The organism is Vallitalea okinawensis (genome assembly GCF_002964605.1).
GTDB lineage: Bacteria > Bacillota > Clostridia > Lachnospirales > PQDH01 > Vallitalea_A > Vallitalea_A okinawensis.
Map to the genome: position 1 here is coordinate 50,128 of NZ_PQDH01000007.1, position 21,095 is coordinate 71,222.

The following is a 21,095-nucleotide window of genomic DNA, read 5'->3' on the forward strand; positions in this document are numbered from 1 at the left end:
GAAGATTGCCCCCTTTTGGTACTATTTTTTGATTATTGCGTGGAATTGACAACTGTTAAAGCATATGCCGCATTTGATGCATTTGTCTTGATCGATAAGATGAGCTTCTTTTCGCTTGCCAACAATAGCATTTACTGGGCATCCCCTAGCACAAACAGTACATCCTATGCAATTTTCTGCATCAATCATATATGTAAGCAGCTTTTTACATTGCCCTGCAGGACATTTTTTATGTACTACATGAATTAAATACTCTTCGTAGAAATTATTCAATGTAGATAATACAGGATTAGGAGCTGTTTGACCTAATCCGCATAAGGCCGTATCTTTTATCATGTTGCTTAACTCCTCTAACGTATCTAAGTCTTCTAGTGTACCTTCTCCCGATGTTATTCTATCTAAGATTTCATATAGTCGTTTTGTTCCCTCTCTACAGGGAGTACATTTACCACAAGATTCCTCTACAATAAATCCCATATAAAACTTCGCTATATTTGGCATGCAATTGTCTTCATCCATAACGATCATTCCTCCAGAACCCATCATGGAACCTTTTTCAATTAATGTATCATAATCAATAGGTATATCTAAGTCTTTTTCAGTTAAGCACCCACCAGATGGTCCGCCTGTTTGAACAGCTTTAAATCGTTTCCCCTTTCTAATACCTCCACCAATATCGTAGATAATCTCTCTCAAAGTAATGCCCATTGGAACTTCAATTAGTCCAACATTATTGACTTTACTAGCCAGGGCAAAAACCTTTGTTCCCTTGGATTTCTCTGTCCCCATACTTCGAAACCAGTCTGCTCCTTTTAATAGTATTATGGGTATGTTTGCAAATGTTTCAACATTATTGACAGTAGTAGGCTTTTCCCAATAGCCAGCCTCAGCTGGAAATGGAGGTTTTATTGTTGGCTCTCCTCTTTCCCCTTCTATTGAGTGAATAAGGGCTGTTTCTTCTCCACATACAAATGCACCAGCACCATATTTTAACTCTATATCAAAGTCAAATCCTGAATTCATTATATTTTTACCAAGAAGTCCACAATCTTTCGCATCATTAATTGCAGTTATCAATCTTCTTGTAGCAAGAGGATATTCTGCTCTTATATAAATTTTTCCTTCAGTAGCACCTATTGCATATCCACATATGATCATTGCTTCTATAATCGAATGTGGATCTCCTTCAAGAATAGATCTATCCATGAATGCCCCTGGATCTCCTTCATCAGCATTACAGATGACATACTTCCTATCATTTTTGTATTGGCTTACATAGCGCCACTTCAATCCAGTTGAAAATCCTCCACCACCTCTTCCTCTTAGTCCCGATTTTTCAATCTCATCTATTATTTGGTTTGGCGGTAACTTATCACGTAAAATATTAGCTACAGCTAAATACCCATCTACAGCAATGTATTCTTTTATATCTTCTGGATTAATTACTGAACAATTTCTAAGTACTACTCTTCTTTGTTTCTTATAAAAATCCATATCCTCCATTCGTTTTTGTATTTCTTTATTGACTGGTGATCGATATAAAAGTCTTTCAACACAAACGCCCTCTATTATATGACTTTCTACTATTTCTTTGGCGTCTTTTGGTGATACATTCGTATAGAAAGTCTTATCAGGATGAATAAGAAGAATTGGTCCCAATTCGCAAAATCCAAAGCAACCTGTTTGAATAACCTGAACCCTATCTTTTAGCTTATTCTTTTTAATCTCAGAATTTAGTTCTTCCATGATTTCACTACTTTTGGATGACGTACAACCAGTACCTCTGCATACCATAATCTGATAATCACCTTTATTTTGTTGGTGGTTAAGATGATTTAGACGAATAGCAATAGCATTAAGGGTTTTTGACTTTATAGTAGCCAATTCTTGGGAGTTACTTATTTTATTCAATTCATTCTTCCCCCTCTGTGTTCTTAGGTACTGATTCATGACTGCTTTCAATATAATTGCTCAAGATACCTTTGATATCAGCAGCTTTTACTTTTCCATAAACATCACCATTAATCGACAAAACAGGTGCTAAACTACAAGCTCCGATACATCGCAACGTGTGAATTGAGAATTTTCCATCACTTGATACTTCTCCAACACCGATGCCTAACTCCTTTTTGAGCACTTCTAAAAGGTCTTCAGCACCATTGACATAACATGCGGTTCCCATGCATATGGATAAGTGATTTTCTCCTCTCGGTATCATGGTAAAGTAGGAATAAAATCTGACAACACCATAGACTTTTGATACTGGTAAATTCAATTTTTCTGCAATAAATTCTTGAACTTCTTTTGGTAAGTATCCAAAAATCTCTTGAGCTTTATGTAGAACAGTGATTAATGCTCCTTTTTTCTCAGGTAAGTCATTTATAAACGCCTCTAATTCATCGAAGCACACTCAAATCCCTCCTCAGTTTTTATATAGAACTCAACGCACTAAAAGCATACTTAGTACAAATATATCTTTTACTTATCATAGAAATACCTATTTATTGGTTATGTGTTGTAATTATTTAGAGGAAATGTTTATCCAGTGAGGGGTCAGTTTAGAAAATTTTGAATATTGATTAAGTACCAACATATTAGTGATAATAATAGTTAAAGAAATGATTTTGAAATGTTTAATCTATCTAATATTATACCAAAATTCACGTTAACATGCTATAGATAAAGATACAAGAAAAGTGACTAACGCCACATCTCAAGTATGTGCAAGAAAGTATGGTACCTTGCGAGCAAAACGCAGTACTTTCTTACACTGTAAAAAAAGTCAGCTCTAAATACTATATAGTACTTATTACTGACTTATTTGTTAGTTTATTTCTTTTTTAAAGCCTTATTAACATTAATAAAACAATTGATATAAAAAACTTCATCTTCTGATGGTCGTCTATTCAATGTATCTTCAAAAATCGTTATTGATTTTTCAACAGATGTAGCTTCTCCTACTACTTCACCTGCTGTCCTTAAATGTTGCCACAATTCATCTATATCTTTTTTTCCGTAGACTTCTTCATGGGAAATAATATAATGATCTGCCTCAAACTCCTCTATCTCATCTATCATTCTAAAGAGCTTTTCTTTTGTGTAGCCATATTCACCATTATACTTCCCTCCATAAATACAGTCACCTAAGAATATAACTTTCTCATCTGGAACATAAATAATGGATGAATCCTCTGTATGATCACCACCAATATGTTTGAGTATGCAGGTTATTCCGCCTAAGTCAATTTCTATGCTATCTTTAAAGGTTATGTCCAAATCCCCTATAGTAAACAACTGTCTTTCAGGAATCTCTTTTTTCAAGCACTCCACCGTAAACTCAGTAAAGATTCCTTCTCTCACATATTGTTCTAAGGATTCATCATCCCATCTATACTCTTTAATCATTTCCATTCTTTTTGCAGTATGATGGTGAGCAACGGTAATTAAGTTCATTTCCTTTATTCCAAATATATGATCCCAATGCCAGTGAGTTATCGCCAAATATTTTATTGGTGAAATCTTTAGTGTCCCTAATTCTGCTAAAAAATCTTTTGCATGGTTAGGGGAAGTGCCAGAATCAACTATCAAACTATACTTTTCCCCACAGATAAGTCCTAAAGCTGGTCTATCTGTTTCTGAACTTTGCGGCATATAAAAAACATTATTTGTTAATTTCTTCAACATTAAAATTCCCCCATCTTCTTCGAATCCTTTCGATATATTCTCCCTTATCTCTGTTTCATTATATGCCATGTTCTTTGCCAGCATTATGTCAGTGTTCACAATAATAATAAACATTGTATAAAAGATCTCATATGTTTGAGATCAATTTTTCTAGATCATCTATATAGCACTAAGGCCTTTAAAATACTCTGCGATAACATCACTATCACTAAAATAGATGATATCATCTTTAATTATCTGATAATTTTCATGACCTTTACCTGCAATAATAACGGAATCTCCAGTATTTGCTTTATCCAACGCCTTTAAAATCGCATATTTCCTATCTATTAACTTCTCGTAACAACACTGTGTTTTTATAATACCATCTTCTACATCTTCAATAATCTTTAATGGATCTTCATTTCTCGGATTATCAGAGGTTATAATACAAAAATCTGAATAGTTACCGGCAATTTCACCCATAATAGATCTCTTACTTCTATCTCGATTCCCTCCACACCCAAAAACTGTTATAATCTTCCCTTTTGAAATCTCTTTGATCGAAGATAAGATATTTTTTAATCCATCAGGAGAATGGGCATAATCAACGACTGTCAGTATATTTTGGTCATTTGGAACTACTTGAAACCTGCCAGGAATATTCTTAATCTTAGCGATTCCTTCTATGATCTCATCTAAAGTAAATCCTAACAAAGAACAGCTTGCTATTGCCGCAAGAGCATTATAGACGCTAAACTTTCCTGGGATATTAATGGAGACATCGGTTATGATTTCATTATGGCATAGAGTAAAACTTACTACCTCATTAGAGCACTTGATACTGGAAGCTCTAAAATCAGCCTCCCCCTCTATACCGTAAGTTATTATAGGACAAGAGGTATTTTTTCCCATCTCTTTACCAACCCTATCGTCAATATTCACTACCGCTTGCTTGCACATTTGAAATAATTTAATTTTTGCCTGTTTATAGTTTTCCATAGTACCGTGGTCTTCAAGATGGTCTCTAGTAAGATTTGTGAACACGCCTATATCATAATCGCAGCCATATACTCTATCCTGAGAAAGTGCTGCTGAAGTGACCTCCATAACCGAATGGGTTACACCTTTATCAATCATTTCTGCAAAAGATTCTTGTAACTCAATAGCATCTGGAGTCGTTGGGTTCAGCTTTACTGTATCCAATTTTGTATGATTAATGGTATTTTCTATGGTACTGATGATTCCTGTTTGAATGCCTAGACTTTGAAGAATAGCTGAAATGAAATAAGTTACACTGGTCTTTCCATTAGTACCCGTAATCCCTATTAACTTAAGCTTTTTAGAGGGTTCCTTGTAATAGTTATTGGCTATAATAGCCATGGCTCTCCTTGAATTCTTAACCTTAATCACAGTAACATTCTTAGGTATATCATCTAACTCTCTCTCTGTCACTAATGCAATTGCGCCATTCTTAATAGCTTCTAAAATATAGTCATGCCTATCAACATTTTTATTTTTAACCGCTATAAAAAGTGAATTCTTTTGCATACGTCTTGAATCCCAGCAAATGTGTTGAATCTCTCTATTGACATCTCCATAAATTGTATCAAAACTTAAATCCTTTAATAAATCAAAAATCCTCACAATAGACCTCCTATTATTGAACTCCCTTTCTGTTGTATATCAATTATATCATTACTTTTTACCATTTTTATTGCATAACATGTTTACTATCTTGCATAAACTGCTATAATATTTTTAAAGGATTATAAGGAGGTCATGGTCATGCATGAGATAGAATCAAGAGATGATAACATAAGAAGAGGTTATTTAAATGAAGGTTTTCTTTTTTTCCATCTAAAGGATAAACATACTGATGAGTTCCAACTCCATTATCATGATTTCAATAAGATTCTTGTTTTCTTATCAGGAGATGTAACATACCTCATCGAAGGTAAATTCTATAAACTTAAACCTTGGGATATCGTTTTTGTTAGTAATAACGAAGTCCATAAGCCTATTATCAACCCAGATAAATCCTATGAACGTATCATCATATGGATTAATTCAGATTATCTTCATGAAGATAAAAATGAGGCATCCAATCTACTAGACTGTTTTCAATTAGCAGCAAAAGATAAAATGAATTTACTAAGGCTAGGTACTGAAGATAATACCATCATAAGACAACTCCTATGTGCATTAGAAGAAGCTACGAAAGATAGCGCTTTTGGAAGTTATACTTTAAAGAAATCTTTATTTCTTCAAACCATGGTATACTTGAATAGATTATATATTGGAGCTGATATCAATAATGTAAAAATGGATATCAAATACGACCAGCGAATAGCAAGTGTTCTAGAATATATCAATCATAATTTGGATAATGATTTATCTATTGATGTACTTGCATCACAAGCCTTTTTAAATAAATACTATCTGATGCATCTCTTCAAAGATCAAACAGGTTATACTATTCATCACTATATTGTTAAAAAGCGTCTAATCCAGGCAGTCAATCTCATCAAACAAGGTCATGCATTTGGTTATGTGTGTGATTCAAGTGGCTTTAGAGATTACTCTAGTTTCGTTAGAGCCTTTAAAAAGGAATTTGGTATGTCGCCTAAAAATTATTATAAGGCTTTTCTAAAAAAAGATGTTGAGTAAAAAAAACACGTATAAGGAATTAAACTCTCCTTTTTACGTGTCTTTTACAATGCGTTTAAGCTTATTTTTCTTCTTCAACAACAGTTGTAACGACTACTTTTCCATACTCATCCAATAAGGGTGTGATGCCACCTGCATATCCTGTAGAGTGAAACAGGTAATTGACACCTGTTTTTGTGTCCTGAATAATCTGTGTGGTTTGAACTGATCCTTCACCTTTAATGATTTTGAATCGCTTACTCTTGTTGCCAAACATAATATTCCCCCTTCTTCATCTACAGAAATAAATTTAGAATATACATCCTCGCTTATTACTGGATATATTTTCCTATATATTCATTATAGCTTTATTAGGAGGTTAACGCAACAAAGTATTAAGATTATTCCTCATGGTATTCAACAATTAGACCTTTAATCTTTTCCCCACATCTTCTTCCTTTGCATCCACCTGAGCCGGATCCAACTTTTCTATTAACTTCTTCAACAGATGTAGCACCCTCTCTTATTGCTTTCTTAATGGTAGCTCGAGTTATACCTTTGCATAGACAAACTTTAGTTAATTTATCCAAAACTTCTTGATTTAAATTTTCATTCATATTGGTATCCTTCTTTCTTTATTCATTGATATAAACGCATACACGTTAAGTCAATATAAGCTTTTTATTTGATAATATATGTTATATAATAATCATTATCTTATATAATTATTATATCGATTATTTGCTCGTAAAGCAAATCTTTTTTATATCTAAGAATTTGTAATATATCCAAATGATGTTATAATAGATTGTATAGTGCATCTTATTACTCTTCATTACATCCAGTCTATCATCCAATCTCATATTGCAAGGAGGAATGAAATTGTTTAATACGAAACAATACTTATCAGAACTATCTAAGTATATGGAACTGAAAGTTCAAGAAAACAAAAATATGAACATAACTCTTATCAATGGCACAGTGGTAACAAATACTACGTCCACTACAGGTGGAGTTAGTGCTCGAGCTTATGAAAATGGCTCATGGGGCTTCTCATCCAGCTCTCATCTGGATGATTCTAGTATTCGATATGTTCTTCAAACAGCTAAGGCCAATGCTGAATTCCTTGATCAAAGACTGCGTAAGAATAGACCCTTTTTCAAACCTAATGACTTCTCCTTTAGCAAAAGTTTTGTAACAACTAAGCCGAGACTTACTCAAAAACAAATATTAGATTACTTAAATGAACTGGATGCATACATATTAATGAAATATCCCAACCTCATTGAAAGATCTATTGGCCTTCGCTGCCTTGATATGGATAAAAGTTTATTGACTTCACATGGTAATACTTTAGATTCTTTATTATGTAGAAGTATCATATTTATTAGCATGACAGTTGATGATGGTAATGATCCTATTAGTTTGTACCAAATCTATGGAGGCAGGGGGCAATTTGAAGATAACTTTATAACACCAGAAGAACTTTTCCCTAAAATTGATATACTCTATGACGAACTTATTCAAAAATCTAAAGGTGTCTATGCTTCAGCAGGTTTGAAAGAGTGTATTTTAGATTCAGATTTAGCTGGTATACTAGCACATGAAGCTATCGGTCATACAGTGGAGGCAGACCTAGTATTGGCTGGCTCTGTGGCAGGTCCCAATATAAATAAAGAAGTGGCTAGCCCACTTATAACATTAAAAGACTTTGCTTATGAGTACAATGGCGAGACTTGCCCTATACCCATTTACATAGATGATGAAGGTACCAAGACTTCCGATGTTACCATCATTGACCAAGGTATCTTAAAGAATTTCATGCATAGCAAAGAAAGTGCTTTGCATTTTGGTGTAGAACCCCAGGGCAATGGTCGGGCTTATGAATATTCAGATGAACCTTTAATCCGTATGAGGAATACGGCTATCTTACCTGGTACAAGTAAATTGGAAGATATGATTGCATCAGTAGAAGATGGGTATTATTTAACTCGAACAAACAATGGTCAAGCAGATAGTACCAGTGAATTTATGTTTGGCATTACGATGGGCTATGAAATCAAAAAGGGGAAAATAACAAGAGCTATCAAAGATACGACTATATCCGGTATTGCTTTTGACGTCCTCCAGTCAGTAACCATGGTAAGTGATGAGATGTCATGGTCATGTGCAGGTATGTGTGGTAAGAAACAACCTATCCCTGTAGGTATGGGTGGTCCTGCTATTAAATGTAACTTAAAGATAGGGGGTAGATAATATGATGGATAATCTTTTGAAATATAGTTTAGACGAAGCCCTTAAACAAGGAGCTGATCATGCAGAATGCACCTTAACTAAAAAAACAAAGTGGGAGCTCAATGTATCTGGTAAAGAGATTACACTTCTTAGAACTACCGATGGGCGCCAATTAACAATTAAAGCTATTAAGGAGCAGAAAAAAGGCAGTATCTCAACAGATAAGTTAGACAACGAGCATATTAAAAAAGTTATCAGTCAAGTGATAAGTAACTGCGAAAGTTCAAAAGCTGATGACTGTTATGCAATCGCACCAATGGAAAAGGCAAGTTTTATCGGTCATGCACTTGAGCCTGATAAAGAAGGTATGTATGTTCTCCTTAACAATTACTTGAAGGATGTCAAAGAAAAGTACCCCCTTATCCAAATGGAGCCCTGTATATGGACACATATCTCGGAAGAAAAACAATATGCCAATTCTAACGGTGCTGAATTGTACTCTAAAGATGGTACTTATGAATTTATGGCTGCTATGTCTGCTGTTGATGGAGAGGAAACCTCTTCCTTTAACTTCACAGGTTTCCTTCGTAATAACGTAGATCAAGGTATTCTTGACTGTGGTTCTTTAGATAGCATTCTAGGAGAACTACAGGGGCAAATTCATACTCAATCTCTTGGTGATAAATTTACTGGTACAGTTATTTTAACGCCTGATGTTCTACAATCCATTATAGGGATGTATGTTAACAATTTCTTAACGGATGGGAATCTTATATCTGGTGCCAGCCCTTTTAAAGATAAATTAGACCAACAAGTGGCTAGCGAGCACCTCACCTTCATGTCCAATCCTCTTGGACCTGAACTCTCATGCGGTTATCATATGACTAACGATGGTTTCATCGCTGAGAATCAAAAGATTATAGAAAAGGGTATTCTTAAATCTTACCTATTAACGCTTGAGGGCTCCAATAAAACTAAATTACCTCGTGGGAAAAATCACGGTGATGCCTTTGTTATTCAGGAAGGTCACTATACAAAAGAGGATCTTATTAGCTCTACTGATCGTGGTATTCTCCTTGGAAGGTTTTCAGGTGGAAAGCCTGGCAGTAATGGTGATTTTTCAGGTGTTGCAAAAAATAGCTATTACATTGAAAAGGGGGAAATTAAATATCCTCTAAGTGAAGTCATGATATCTGGTAATCTTATTGAGATGTTCAAAAACATTAACGGTATTTCTAAAGAGAGGATTGACTTCGGTAATGCTCTTATGCCTTGGATTTCATGTTCTGGAATAACCATCTCTGGATAAGTACTGACATTAATAAAGCTTACTTCATCTCGAAGTAAGCTTTAATCCGTCTTAAAGTTCTTTTCATCCACCCATGAACATAATAACTATACCAACAATTATACCGATGACACCACCTAATCGTGTCATAAAAATATTCATGTCACTGGGCTCTGCATTTCTGTATTTCCAGCGCTCCCCAAACATAGCCATCTCTTCAGGTATTGCAATATTTAGAATACTTATTATGATAACAACAATTCCAAATAATACGTTCATTTAATCCCCTCATCTCCCTGATAGCTTCTTTTTTTACTCATTGTACATTTCTATCAAAAATAATACAATAGGATTCATGAACTTTAATCAAATTTTCATTTTCTTGTAATATACCCTTCTGAAGTTAAGAGCTCAGCAATTAAGACTGCCCCTCCAGCCGCACCTCTTAATGTGTTGTGTGATAAGCATACAAATTTATAATCATATAAATTGTCTTCTCTAAAGCGTCCTACTGTTACCCCCATACCGTTTTCATAGTCACGGTCTATTCTGGTTTGTGGGCGATCAGCTTCCATCATATACTTCATGAATTGCTTTGGAGCTGTTGGAAGTTCAAGCTCTTGTGCTCTTCCTTGATAATTATTAATGCGTTCGATTACTTTATTTATTTCTGGCTTTTCTTCAAACTTTATAGATACAGCTGCTAGATGTCCGTCTGCCGCTGGGACCCGGATACATTGAGCGGAGATTACAGGTTCAACGGCTGATTGAATTTTATCTCCCTCAATCTTGCCCCAAATTTTCATAGGTTCTTTTTCGCTTTTTTCTTCCTCACCACCAATGTAAGGGATAATATTATCTACCATATCCGGCCAACTGTCAAAAGTTTTTCCTGCACCTGATATAGCTTGATAAGTGCATACATTCACTTCTTTTGGCTGATAATCCATTAATGCCTGAATAACTGGTACATAACTTTGAATAGAGCAATTCGGCTTAACAGCAATGAAACCTCTGTCTGTTCCTAATCTCTTTCTTTGGACATCAATAATTGCGATGTGTTCATTATTGATTTCAGGTATAACCATTGGAACATCCTCAGTCCACCTGTGAGCGGAGTTATTAGACACAACTGGAACATCCGCTTTGGCATAAGCTTCTTCCAACTGACGAATAGCAGCCTTATCCATATCCACAGCACAAAAGATGAAATCGACTACCTGACTGATGTTTTCAACATCTGCCCCATCCATAACCTTCATATCTTTTATGCGTTCAGGTATCTCTATTGATTGAGCCCATCGCCCATCCACTGCTTCATGATAGGGTTTCCCAGCTGAACGTGGACTAGCTGCTAAACATACTATTTCAAACCAAGGATGCTCATGTAATAGTGTAATAAACTTTTGACCTACCATACCAGTTGCACCTACGATACCAACACGTAATTTATTCTCCATCTTTCCAATCTCACCTTTCCATGTCTTTATACGAAAGAATTATATAAGTAGTTGTCTGTCCTCGTATTACATACATCTGTCTTTGTATTGTGGGTAATTTTATCATGAATATTATAATAAATCAAGTTTTTTTGAAAATTATTTTAAATGTATTTATAGGAACTCAGATTAAGGGTTCTATGAAGCAGAGACCATGACTTATTCTTATTATATCATTACTTTTCACCATATCTATTGCATAAACTGTTAAGTATATTGCAATAACTGCTCTAGATTTTATACTGATTGACCTATTAATTTCTTGTGTAGAAGAAAACAGAAAAATAACTCGTGGTTTCCTCCATACTAGGATCTTTTAATATAACAGCAGAATTATTATGATCAACTATAGCACAGACAGGATCATTTTGCTCTAAAATCTTTATAAGAAGGGTTATGGCTGATGGGCAATCCATGTAATCATCATCCAATGTGATAATTTGCTCCGTGTTCAATTCAGTTAAAAGCTGACTGGTTAATTGATCATTGTCATTTGCCTCTTCCAGAGTGAGGTAATGTGAGAAGTCCACCGAAGCTAAGTAAAAAACATTCTTTCCCTTACTTACTTCTTTAATTTTATCAGCTATTAATACTAAATCTTTTTGATCGAAGGTTTCTTTTAATATAATAGGTACAACTGTTACATCATCAAAAAAATAATCAATATAATTCATGTGGATATTAATGGAATGTTCATCTTTGAAGATTTCGTAAGCCCCTTGATCTATCTCAGGACGTTGCATCAACTCCATGATTATTTCTTCATCTGAAGACACTGTTCCAGAATAGGTACTAAAATTAAATAAGCCAACTTGACACCGCTCACCTCTCTTATAATGATTCGGTCCAATGATGAATATAACCTCCGGCTCATTGACTTTAGCTAGAGAGCTATAAAAGTCTGCCATCATATAGGATGCTATGTCGTGGTGGGGTAAAATTCCCCCCACCAAATGACTATCTGTTTCATAAGAAGATTGACGTGATACGGTTTTGTAAAAATTGTCGTGGGTTATAAAAGGTTTCGAATCAACGATCTGAAAAATTGGTTTGGATACGGTAATGACTTCTTCCTCCAATACTAAGACTGTTTTTGTTAATAGGATACTTATTACCGCTAAGCAGAGTAACTTTCTAACGAATTTCCAAAATCTTTTGTTCATCATAGGCCATCTCATTTCCAATACCTTCTTTAACCACGATATAATCAGCTGTATACGTACCCTTTGTAACAGCTAGTGCATAATAGGTAAATGTTGCTGATCTGGTTTCTCCATTCTTCATATATCCATGAATATCTACTCCTCTACCAGCCGTCTTATAATAATCATAACTATTTGAACTAGGTCCTTTATCAAAATAGCTTAGACCAGCTGGTAATAAATCGTTTATTTCTAGATATCTAAATGGCTTATCTGCAGTCACTTGAATAATAATTTCAACACGATCTCCTACTTTAATTTGATTTTCTGAGATAGGTTTACCATCAACCTGATAGTTTCTTGTCACTGACAGATTATCGCTCTTACTTATATTTTCAACACTACCAATAAATTCACTAATAACTGTGATGTTACCTTCTATGTTCGTGAAAGCTATCTTCTCAGCTTCTTCTGGAAGTAGAGTCATTCTTAAACTATCATTATAATCAAGGTTGACTTCTTTCATGATATCCTCTAATTTATATTGAAATGAGCTGACTTTTTTAGTGGGTTCTTTTTCTTCTAGGTATAGCATTTGGTATATTTGGGTTGGATAGTAATGATCCTTTCCCTTTTCCAGATAGGTATACATCTTATCTGCTTCCCCCATAAACCCTAATTTGATAGCTGCAATCATCATGAGAGCTGTATACTCTCTAGGATACTGACCACCAAAATAAAGTTCTCCATTGCTCATCTCACCACTATTAGCAACCATTTCAGTGTATAGTTCCTTAGCTTTCATCAAATCTCCCAAATCAATAAGTGTTTCTAAAATGAATATCATTTCAAAACTTATGTCATCTGGTGAGACAATATTTGCCTCTAGTGCTTCATAAGCCTCTAGTAAGACTGGCTCATCTAATAAAGCCAGTGCCCAAAGGCTAGCAAATTGTTCTTTAGATTCTGCATAAGCATTACTTTTTTCATAATTAAGTTTATTAACCATCTTTTCTTTCTTTTCTTCATCTTCCATGAACTTCTCAGATAAATCCGTCAGCAAAGCTGTTGCCGTTATATAGGGTGATGCACTTCCATAAGTCATATCAGACAATATATCCGAAGCGAGGTACTCTTCATAATCATTGATAAACTCTAAGTCTAGATCCATTTGATAATGTTCATTTAAGTACTTTCCTGAACTATAGGCAGCTGCTAGATGATCACTTCTAGATGAATAACGCATATTATAAATAGCCATCAATTTAGAGTGATGATTTGCTGCTTCTCCATTGAAGAACGTAAGAGTCAGCGGATTATTGTTGGTGACAAAGTCCATTTCTTCATTGAGTAATTGTGTATCCATCATTTCAAAATAATGCATGGTTCCCTCAACTACCTCAAATTCCTTCTGAATCGCATCCGTATACTCACCTGAACTAGATGTAACAGTTACCTGGTACTTTCCAGTCCCTCTTTTCCCTAACGGAATATATGCATATTCATTACCAACACTGCTAAACTCCATAGTCGATTGCTCACCAATATTATTCTCTAATAACACAGTATAGGTAATATCCATATTTGGAGTAACTTTAGTACCTGTCGTCTTTAACGTCATGTAAATATCATCACCATCAGTATATTGATCAAACAAAATAACATCTGTAAAATATGGTAACTTACAATTTATATGAGTGGTTGCTTTACCAGCTTTCCTATTAGAAGTTACTGCAGTTCCAGTAATTCGCCAGCTTGTTAGATTATCAGGTAGTTGAAAAACTACCTCCGCTTTTCCGAGTTCATTTGTTGTTACCGTATCAAAATAAGCCGTATTCTTGAAGTCTGAGCGTAAGTATGCATCATCTCCACCTCCACCTTTCTCAGCTCCATATCCCATATCACTTAGCAGATTTTTAGTCATCAATCTGTCTATAAGGATTCCATCATTATAGATAGGTGCATAGAGTTCACTTAAAGGTTCAAAATAATCCTCATATAACGCAAAAAAGGCTTCATCCACTACACTTATATTGATATCGCTTTTTATGGGTTGATCTTTGCTATCCTTTACACTTAAAGTCAACTCAACCCTGTCTCCAGGTTGATATTCTGATTGATTGGTTTTTATCTGAATACTTAGTTCTTCTTCTTCTGTATTATAACGAATAAATTCATTCCATGGGTTGTAAATAAAATGACCATCGTAGAATAATGTCATGATATAAGCATTGGGTATATAGGCTTCATTATACATAAATGTTGTATCCGTATCTTGTTCAAAATAATAATCAAGTAAGCCTTCACGACAAGTTAAAAACATTGTCATATTAGCAGCATTATCTTTAATTAACTGGTCTTTATATTTAACAGCTAACTCTACTTCCTCATTTAACTTATACGTATATTGATCTACTTCAACGGATAGATCGTAGAAATTGAGGATTTCATTCTCTCCAAATTTCTGCTCTGTCTTTTCATCCCATGAATATACTTCTTTTCGTATAAAGCGCCCCGCTTGATCATTTGTATCTAGTTGAAAACTGTAACTTCGCCCCTCCTTAGCTTTAGAATATATTAGGTTATAGTTACCATTTTCATCGGTTGTTGCTAACCAAGTATCCACGATATTACTACGCTTTATATACTCATAGCGATCATAAGTTACTTTGTAGATAGGATCATATCCCTGTCCCTTATATTCTTTATCATAATAAGTCTCTGTGACAGTAACATTGACCATTTGCTCCTCCGCAGGTCTTCCTTTATAGCTCTCCTCATCGTAAAGCTTGCCCTCAAAGTTACTTAAGTCAATGGTATTCACCTGTAAAGTCAAAGCGATTTCCTGATCAGACAAGTATTCTGCCTCTGCTTCAATCATTATATCCCTTGGAAACAAAATTACACTATCGCTATGTGTTGTATAATATCTTTGCAATTCCGTATTTGTAAAGTTAAGGGTATAATAACTTGGTCTCCAATCATCAGTTTTCATATAAGGAATTATAGTTTCCTCAACACTTCCTTGTTCATCACAGATTAAAGTCATTTCATCAGCACCCGAATTAAAGGAGTGGTAGGTTCTCATATTAATTTTTGCACCTGGTATAGGTGTTCCTTCAAAGTATGTTGTATTGGCTTCTACATCTATAGAATCCCCCATCATAATGAAATCTTCTGCTATATTAACATTCATCTTATATGTTGGCTTTTCAAACTGAGAAATAGTAACATATTCAGAGTTAATCTTTTCATCACCCTCAAAAATACTAATTTCAAGATAACCATAATTAAAATCATTAATTTCGAATAGATTGGTGAAAGTGCCATTATCAGTAATATTAATCGGTTGCTCTTCTATAATTGCGTCATTGTGGATAATTTTGATTTGAGGATTACTTAACTCCTGCCCATTTCTATTTTGCATATATCCATAGATATTGATGGTATCAGAAGGTAAATACGCTCTCCGATCAGTATATATAAATGTATCATAGGATCTATTAATGCTGTAATCATCCCAATAGTGGGTAGTATGATGTATCAGATCAATAATCAGCTCTTGGTCATGCTCACCCTTGACCTTTATAAAGTAATTTTGATCTTTCTCTATATTATAATCTGAAATTAAGACACCATCTTCATTGGTTTCCCCCAAGGCAGTATCCTCTATGGATACACTCGCCCCTTTAACAGGCTGATGGGTTTCTGTATTGATCATCCAAATAAATACCTGCTCTTCAAAGAATGCAGTATAGCCTTCATAATCAGTGACTTGGATCATCTGATAGTCTCTTTCATCTGGGTCATCATATTCTATCAGATAATAGCCCTTAGATAAGTTGTTACTCAAAGGAATATAGTCATATGGTGCACCATCCATTACTACGAGTTCTCCTTTAAAAGAGCTAACATTGGTATATTCTACTTCATCAACTATAGCTTCAATGGATTGATTCAAATCACGATAATCATATAAAAACCCTAATCCATTAGCATAATCTTCAGCACTTTTTAGTTTATAAATATTAATAGGTAAACTTAAATCTTTCTTTTCACTCAAGTGATAACCTTTTATAACTTGACCACCACTGACTGGGAATATATCACTATTGCCACTTAGTGCAAACTTTTGTTTTTTCTTATTCATTGTATTGAAAGAAAATGTATAATCCTCTTCTAATACTTCACCGTTAACACTTAACCCTTCCTTAACTGTTATGCTATATTGAGTATCTGCTTTTAGATCTACATCGGGTAAGAATATAGCTTTGTTAGCCTTAAATTGAAAAGTTCCCTCAATTTTTGGTGAAATAATAAAATAATCGCTCATCTCTTCACTACAATCTTTCGTGAAAACAATCTCTATTCCAGTATTGACTGGAACATCATAACCATTATTTTGTGGAAAGGTTGAAGCAATACCAAATTCCTTTTGCGTCTGAAAAGCCCATCCCAGCTCTTCTTTGTCGCTAGCATATTTTAGCTTGATTATAGAGTTTGGTTCAAGTGGTTCTGCCAGAGATAATATGTATTCGTTGTTCTCTTCTTGTTTTATAGAATATGTACAGGCTGGTTCAATCGATAGTTTACTTTCCAAACCATCTATTTTCATCTCACGAGATGTCTTTAGCCTAAAATCTGTATGAATATCAATGCCATAAGTCTTATGATTAAGTGGTATTACATCTATAATTTCACCTTTTTCATGCTCTGGTATAACTTGTTCTTCAATGCTCTTCTTCGTTGTCTGGATTTCCTGTGTTGGTTCTTTTTTTAGTCTTGAGAAATAGTAGTTTACTCCCATGACTAGACATAGTAAAACAAGGGCACATGTAACCGCCCATAGAATCCACTTTTTATTCATGTTCCATCACAGCTCCTTTTCGTATTAACTCCCTACATTCATTATAATACAATTATAGAGGATGTAAAGGAATTTAAATCCAAAAAAGTTATTAACATGTTTTGCTGAACTAGTTAATAACTTTTACCCATCTCTCTTTCATTTAATTTTCTAACTTAATGGATGTCCGAAAAACATGAAAATTTTTAGAATCATAGATATAGTCTTGAAACTTGTCGCTTTCTGGAAAATTAAGAGCATAAGATAGGGTTAGATAGTCCTTTAACTCGTCAAAGGAAAGAAGTGGATTGACGCCAATGATTAGATCAGAATGGCTTAGATAGTCACAAAAAAACTGCCAGTCAATTGCATCACCCTCTATTTGACAAATGAGTATATAGGCTATGTCCCTTGTTCCATTTTTGTTACCTATATCGATACCATAAATACTCTTTTTTCTATTCGAAACTGTAGGCATTTTTATGAAAGGTAAATTTCGTTTTGCTAATGCATCAGCTAAACCATTAATGATACTAACTGCCTCCTTATCTGTATCCATTAAATTAGTTTCAATACTGATGACTAAGTTCTTTTGTTGACTGTATTTTTTTAATATATTATATCTAAATTCAATTTTATTCAGTTCATTATTGTAGTCTATCTTTAGCTCATTGGATTGCTTATTCCCAAATATTTTTTCAAATAGTTTCACAATATCCCTTCTTTACTAGTTTTATAAATCCTTAAATTTATAATAGCATACTCCTACCTTAGTAACAATTACTTTATTAGTCAATGAGTCCTTTGGATATTAGAAATACCCTAGCTGCTTCTCTAGCATCCATCTCACCATTTTCAACGATATAATTAAGTTGGCTCATTTCTTCATTGCTGATTTGCCCACCAAGCTTATTAAAGACTTCTTCTAATTCAGGGTGTTTCTCTAATGTATCCATTCGTATAATCGTAGCCGCTTCATAAGGTGGAAAGTAATGTTGATCATCATCTAATAAATAAAGATCATATTCTTCAAGCAACCCATCTGTTGAAAAAACTTCTAATATATCTACATCCCCTTCGTTGATTGCGTCATATTTTCTCTCAATATCAAGAACCTTATCCTCTTTAAATTGAAAATCGTATTTTTCCACTAACCCCGGATAACCATCTTCTCTAACATAAAATCTATCTTCTGCTCCAAATATTAGAGGATTTCCTTTCAGAGCTAAATCCGAATATGTATAGATGCCCATATCTTTTACATCTTGATTTCTCATAGCTAATCCATAGGTATTATTAAATCCATAACGATCTAACCAGCGTATATCCAGCTCTTCTAGGGAAGCTTTCTTTAATTGTTGATAAAGTATGTTGGGTTGATAGATAAATGGACGACCTAATTCCACAGACCATCCAGTCCCTGTGTAAGCCGGGTATAAATCTACTTCCCCATCAGTGATAGGTATAAGGACTGTGCTATACCCAAATCTTTGTTCTACCTCTAAATCAGTATATTCCTCTACGAGTAAAGTAAGCATTTCACCTAAAATATACTGTTCTGTATAATCTCTTGCACCTATTACAATAGTATCTTCCTGAGATTGTACATGAAAACTAAAGGTTATCAACATTATTATGCTAATCACACTTACCACTATTAATATTTCTTTCTTCATACTATACCACTTCCTGCTTCACAAGATCCTGCTCAATTTCATTCTGACATGTCCATTAATTCTAATGCTGGTATAATTTATTCAATAAGACCTTTTGAAACTAAATATAATCTTGCTGCTTCTCTAGGCTCCATCTCACTATTTTCAACAAGATAATTTAGCCTAGACATTTCTTCATTATTAATCTGTCCACCTAATTTATTCAGCACTTCTCTAAGCTCAGGATGCTCACGAAGGGTATCACCTCTGATAATTGTTGCAGCTTGATAGGGCAAAAAGAAATGTTGGTCATCATAGAGTACATAAAGATCATACTCATTTAATAAACCATCCGTTGTAAAGATATCGATAACATCAACTTCTCCTTGATCAATAGCTTCGTATTTCTCCCCTATCTCAAACACTAGCTTATCTTTAAAATTAAACCCATATTTTTTTGCCAAACCAGGATAACCATCTTCTCTAATATAGAAATTACGCTCAGCACCTAAAGTGAAGGGTTTAGCTTTTAATGCTAAATCCGAATTTGTAAATATTCCTTCTTCCAAAGCTTGATCATTTCTCATGGCTAATCCATATGTATTATTAAAACCATAACGATCTAACCAAACTACATCAAAATCTTCATCGTATACCCTCTTAACTTCTTGATATAAGACATCTGGTTGGTAGATAAATGGCTCATCCAATATGACCACCCATCCTGTACTTGTATATTCTGGATAAAGGTCGATTTCCCCTTTTAGTAAAGGTTCATGTATGTCTGGAATACTATAACCAAATTTTTGCTCTACATCTAAATCCGTATACTCTTCTATAAGAAGAGTGATCATTTCACCAAGTATATACTGCTCTGTGAAGTTCTTCGTACCTACTATTATCTTATTATTCTGGGATCTAGCGTGTAATGTAAAAGCTATTATACCTATTGCTAAACAGACGGTAGTAATGGCTATTAATACTTTTTTAGACACAACATTCACCTCCCTCATCTATAATTATTTTCAGCTATTGAAGTACATATTGCATAACCTCTATAGTCCATAGAGACATTGAAAGTTTATTATGTTATCATAGGCTTCTAATTTTAACTAATAAGGTTTTTCGATGTTAAGTATAGTCGTGCAACCTCTTCTGGACTCATACCTGAGTTTTCTACAAGATAGTTTAAGTGAGCCATTTCTTCGTTATTGATTTGCCCGCCAAGTTTATTCAAAATCTCTTCTAATTCAGGATGTTCTTCTAATATATCCATTCTAATAACAGTTGCGGCTTCATAGGGTGGGAAGTAATTTTGATCATCGATTAATAAGAGAATATTATATTGTTCCAAATCCCCATCAGTGGAAAAGACATCAATAACATCTACTTCTCCTGTTTCTAAAGCTTCATATTTTTTATCTATATCTAAAACTTTTTCATCTTTAAACTGGAAACCATATTTTTCAACCAACCCAGGGTATGCATCTTGTAAAAGATAAAAGCTTCGTTCAGCACCTAAAGTCAATGGCCTACTTTTTAGGGCAAGGTCAGAGTATGTATAAATACCTTCTTCAGTAGCCTGTGCCTCTTTCATCCCTAACCCATAAGTATTATTAAAGCCGTAACGATCCAACCATAAAGCATTGAAATCCTCTTCATAGACTTTTTTAACTTCTTGGTACAATATGTCTGGTTGATAGATAAGAGGTTCTTCTAGTATTCCTCCCCACGCTGTACCTGTATATTCTGGATACATGTCGATTTCACCTTCCATGAAAGGTTGATGTACATCCTCTATACTGTACCCAAATTTCTTCTCAACATTCAAATCCGTATACTCTTCTATAAGTAAAGCAAGCATCTCTCCCAGAATATATTGCTCAGTGAAATTCTGTGCACCTACAACAACAGTATTTTCATCTGGCGAAGTTTGCATCGTGAATCCTACTATTATTCCAATAATCAAACTGATAACTATGGCGGATACAATCATTTTCTTCACCAGAATCTCCCTCCCTATTTAACTAGTAATCACTCCAACCTAGCTGGTTATAGAACATTCTAAGTTATGATCCTAAAAGCACCTTATTATAAGTTATGATAGAAATACAATGC

General features: G+C 34.4%; 17 protein-coding genes. 3 read left to right on the forward strand and 14 right to left on the reverse strand.

Annotated features, from left to right (window positions below; all coding sequences use genetic code 11):
- Positions 1 to 21 precede the first annotated feature (21 nt).
- From nuoF to C1Y58_RS17755, 4 genes are all read right to left on the reverse strand, one after another.
- Positions 22 to 1,950: an NADH-quinone oxidoreductase subunit NuoF gene (gene nuoF, locus C1Y58_RS17740; protein WP_105617474.1), complete on the reverse strand. Its 1,929-nt coding sequence runs from the start codon at positions 1,948 to 1,950 to the stop codon at positions 22 to 24.
- The gene (locus C1Y58_RS17745) at positions 1,913 to 2,410 is read right to left on the reverse strand and encodes an NADH-quinone oxidoreductase subunit NuoE family protein (protein WP_105617476.1); all 498 of its coding nucleotides are present in this window, start codon (positions 2,408 to 2,410) and stop codon (positions 1,913 to 1,915) included. Before C1Y58_RS17745 ends, nuoF begins: the two co-directional genes overlap by 38 nt.
- 419 nt (positions 2,411 to 2,829) lie before the next feature.
- Positions 2,830 to 3,684: an MBL fold metallo-hydrolase gene (locus tag C1Y58_RS17750; RefSeq protein ID WP_157950186.1), complete on the reverse strand. Its 855-nt coding sequence runs from the start codon at positions 3,682 to 3,684 to the stop codon at positions 2,830 to 2,832.
- Positions 3,685 to 3,843: 159 nt separating this feature from the next.
- A complete protein-coding gene (locus C1Y58_RS17755) occupies positions 3,844 to 5,310 on the reverse strand; it encodes a UDP-N-acetylmuramoyl-L-alanyl-D-glutamate--2,6-diaminopimelate ligase (protein ID WP_105617479.1) in 1,467 nt (488 codons plus the stop codon).
- Positions 5,311 to 5,451: 141 nt separating this feature from the next.
- Between C1Y58_RS17755 and C1Y58_RS17760 the strand changes: the two genes are divergently transcribed.
- A complete protein-coding gene (locus tag C1Y58_RS17760) occupies positions 5,452 to 6,333 on the forward strand; it encodes an AraC family transcriptional regulator (RefSeq protein WP_105617481.1) in 882 nt (293 codons plus the stop codon).
- Between the two features lie 61 nt (positions 6,334 to 6,394).
- Here C1Y58_RS17760 and C1Y58_RS17765 read toward each other — a convergent pair whose 3' ends face one another.
- Both C1Y58_RS17765 and C1Y58_RS17770 read right to left on the reverse strand, forming a co-directional pair.
- Positions 6,395 to 6,589: a DUF6440 family protein gene (locus tag C1Y58_RS17765; RefSeq protein WP_105617482.1), complete on the reverse strand. Its 195-nt coding sequence runs from the start codon at positions 6,587 to 6,589 to the stop codon at positions 6,395 to 6,397.
- Between the two features lie 124 nt (positions 6,590 to 6,713).
- Positions 6,714 to 6,929 carry a (2Fe-2S)-binding protein gene (locus C1Y58_RS17770; RefSeq protein ID WP_105617484.1) on the reverse strand — a complete coding sequence of 72 codons (216 nt, stop codon included), beginning with the start codon at positions 6,927 to 6,929 and terminating at the stop codon, positions 6,714 to 6,716.
- A 265-nt stretch (positions 6,930 to 7,194) separates the two neighbouring features.
- Here C1Y58_RS17770 and C1Y58_RS17775 point away from each other — a divergent pair, with 265 nt between their 5' ends.
- Both C1Y58_RS17775 and C1Y58_RS17780 read left to right on the forward strand, forming a co-directional pair.
- On the forward strand, positions 7,195 to 8,568 hold the full coding sequence (locus tag C1Y58_RS17775) for a TldD/PmbA family protein (RefSeq protein ID WP_242985424.1): 1,374 nt from the start codon (positions 7,195 to 7,197) through the stop codon (positions 8,566 to 8,568).
- 1 nt (position 8,569) lies between these two features.
- The gene (locus C1Y58_RS17780; protein ID WP_105617488.1) at positions 8,570 to 9,856 is read left to right on the forward strand and encodes a TldD/PmbA family protein; all 1,287 of its coding nucleotides are present in this window, start codon (positions 8,570 to 8,572) and stop codon (positions 9,854 to 9,856) included.
- 63 nt (positions 9,857 to 9,919) lie between these two features.
- Here C1Y58_RS17780 and C1Y58_RS17785 read toward each other — a convergent pair whose 3' ends face one another.
- The 8 genes from C1Y58_RS17785 to C1Y58_RS17820 all read right to left on the reverse strand — a co-directional run bounded on the left by C1Y58_RS17785 (position 9,920) and on the right by C1Y58_RS17820 (position 20,973).
- Positions 9,920 to 10,114 (reverse strand): DUF6199 family natural product biosynthesis protein, encoded by a 195-nt coding sequence (locus tag C1Y58_RS17785; RefSeq protein ID WP_105617490.1) that lies wholly within the window; start codon positions 10,112 to 10,114, stop codon positions 9,920 to 9,922.
- A 95-nt stretch (positions 10,115 to 10,209) separates the two neighbouring features.
- Positions 10,210 to 11,295 (reverse strand): aspartate-semialdehyde dehydrogenase, encoded by a 1,086-nt coding sequence (gene asd / locus C1Y58_RS17790; RefSeq protein ID WP_105617491.1) that lies wholly within the window; start codon positions 11,293 to 11,295, stop codon positions 10,210 to 10,212.
- A gap of 293 nt (positions 11,296 to 11,588) precedes the next feature.
- The gene (gene amrB / locus C1Y58_RS17795; protein ID WP_157950187.1) at positions 11,589 to 12,497 is read right to left on the reverse strand and encodes an AmmeMemoRadiSam system protein B; all 909 of its coding nucleotides are present in this window, start codon (positions 12,495 to 12,497) and stop codon (positions 11,589 to 11,591) included.
- The gene (locus tag C1Y58_RS17800) at positions 12,469 to 17,343 is read right to left on the reverse strand and encodes an Ig-like domain-containing alpha-2-macroglobulin family protein (RefSeq protein ID WP_105617494.1); all 4,875 of its coding nucleotides are present in this window, start codon (positions 17,341 to 17,343) and stop codon (positions 12,469 to 12,471) included. The genes amrB and C1Y58_RS17800 overlap by 29 nt, the downstream gene beginning before the upstream one ends.
- 142 nt (positions 17,344 to 17,485) lie before the next feature.
- Positions 17,486 to 18,034, reverse strand: a complete 549-nt coding sequence (locus tag C1Y58_RS17805; RefSeq protein ID WP_105617496.1) for a hypothetical protein — start codon at positions 18,032 to 18,034, stop codon at positions 17,486 to 17,488.
- 76 nt (positions 18,035 to 18,110) lie between these two features.
- Positions 18,111 to 18,998 (reverse strand): glycine betaine ABC transporter substrate-binding protein, encoded by an 888-nt coding sequence (locus C1Y58_RS17810; protein WP_105617498.1) that lies wholly within the window; start codon positions 18,996 to 18,998, stop codon positions 18,111 to 18,113.
- Between the two features lie 77 nt (positions 18,999 to 19,075).
- A complete protein-coding gene (locus tag C1Y58_RS17815; protein ID WP_157950188.1) occupies positions 19,076 to 19,972 on the reverse strand; it encodes a glycine betaine ABC transporter substrate-binding protein in 897 nt (298 codons plus the stop codon).
- 113 nt (positions 19,973 to 20,085) lie between these two features.
- Positions 20,086 to 20,973, reverse strand: coding sequence for a glycine betaine ABC transporter substrate-binding protein (locus C1Y58_RS17820; protein ID WP_242985435.1), 888 nt, complete (start codon positions 20,971 to 20,973; stop codon positions 20,086 to 20,088).
- Positions 20,974 to 21,095 lie beyond the last annotated feature (122 nt).

Coding starts and splice junctions, on each gene's coding strand:
- nuoF (WP_105617474.1), bottom strand. CDS start 1,950: ATGAATCAGTACCTAAGAACACAGAGGGGGAAGAATGAATTGAATAAA.
- C1Y58_RS17785 (WP_105617490.1), bottom strand. CDS start 10,114: ATGAACGTATTATTTGGAATTGTTGTTATCATAATAAGTATTCTAAAT.
- C1Y58_RS17810 (WP_105617498.1), bottom strand. CDS start 18,998: ATGAAGAAAGAAATATTAATAGTGGTAAGTGTGATTAGCATAATAATG.
- C1Y58_RS17750 (WP_157950186.1), bottom strand. CDS start 3,684: ATGTTGAAGAAATTAACAAATAATGTTTTTTATATGCCGCAAAGTTCA.
- C1Y58_RS17800 (WP_105617494.1), bottom strand. CDS start 17,343: ATGAATAAAAAGTGGATTCTATGGGCGGTTACATGTGCCCTTGTTTTA.
- C1Y58_RS17760 (WP_105617481.1), top strand. CDS start 5,452: ATGCATGAGATAGAATCAAGAGATGATAACATAAGAAGAGGTTATTTA.
- C1Y58_RS17770 (WP_105617484.1), bottom strand. CDS start 6,929: ATGAATGAAAATTTAAATCAAGAAGTTTTGGATAAATTAACTAAAGTT.
- amrB (WP_157950187.1), bottom strand. CDS start 12,497: ATGAACAAAAGATTTTGGAAATTCGTTAGAAAGTTACTCTGCTTAGCG.
- C1Y58_RS17765 (WP_105617482.1), bottom strand. CDS start 6,589: ATGTTTGGCAACAAGAGTAAGCGATTCAAAATCATTAAAGGTGAAGGA.
- asd (WP_105617491.1), bottom strand. CDS start 11,295: ATGGAGAATAAATTACGTGTTGGTATCGTAGGTGCAACTGGTATGGTA.
- C1Y58_RS17780 (WP_105617488.1), top strand. CDS start 8,570: ATGATGGATAATCTTTTGAAATATAGTTTAGACGAAGCCCTTAAACAA.
- C1Y58_RS17820 (WP_242985435.1), bottom strand. CDS start 20,973: ATGATTGTATCCGCCATAGTTATCAGTTTGATTATTGGAATAATAGTA.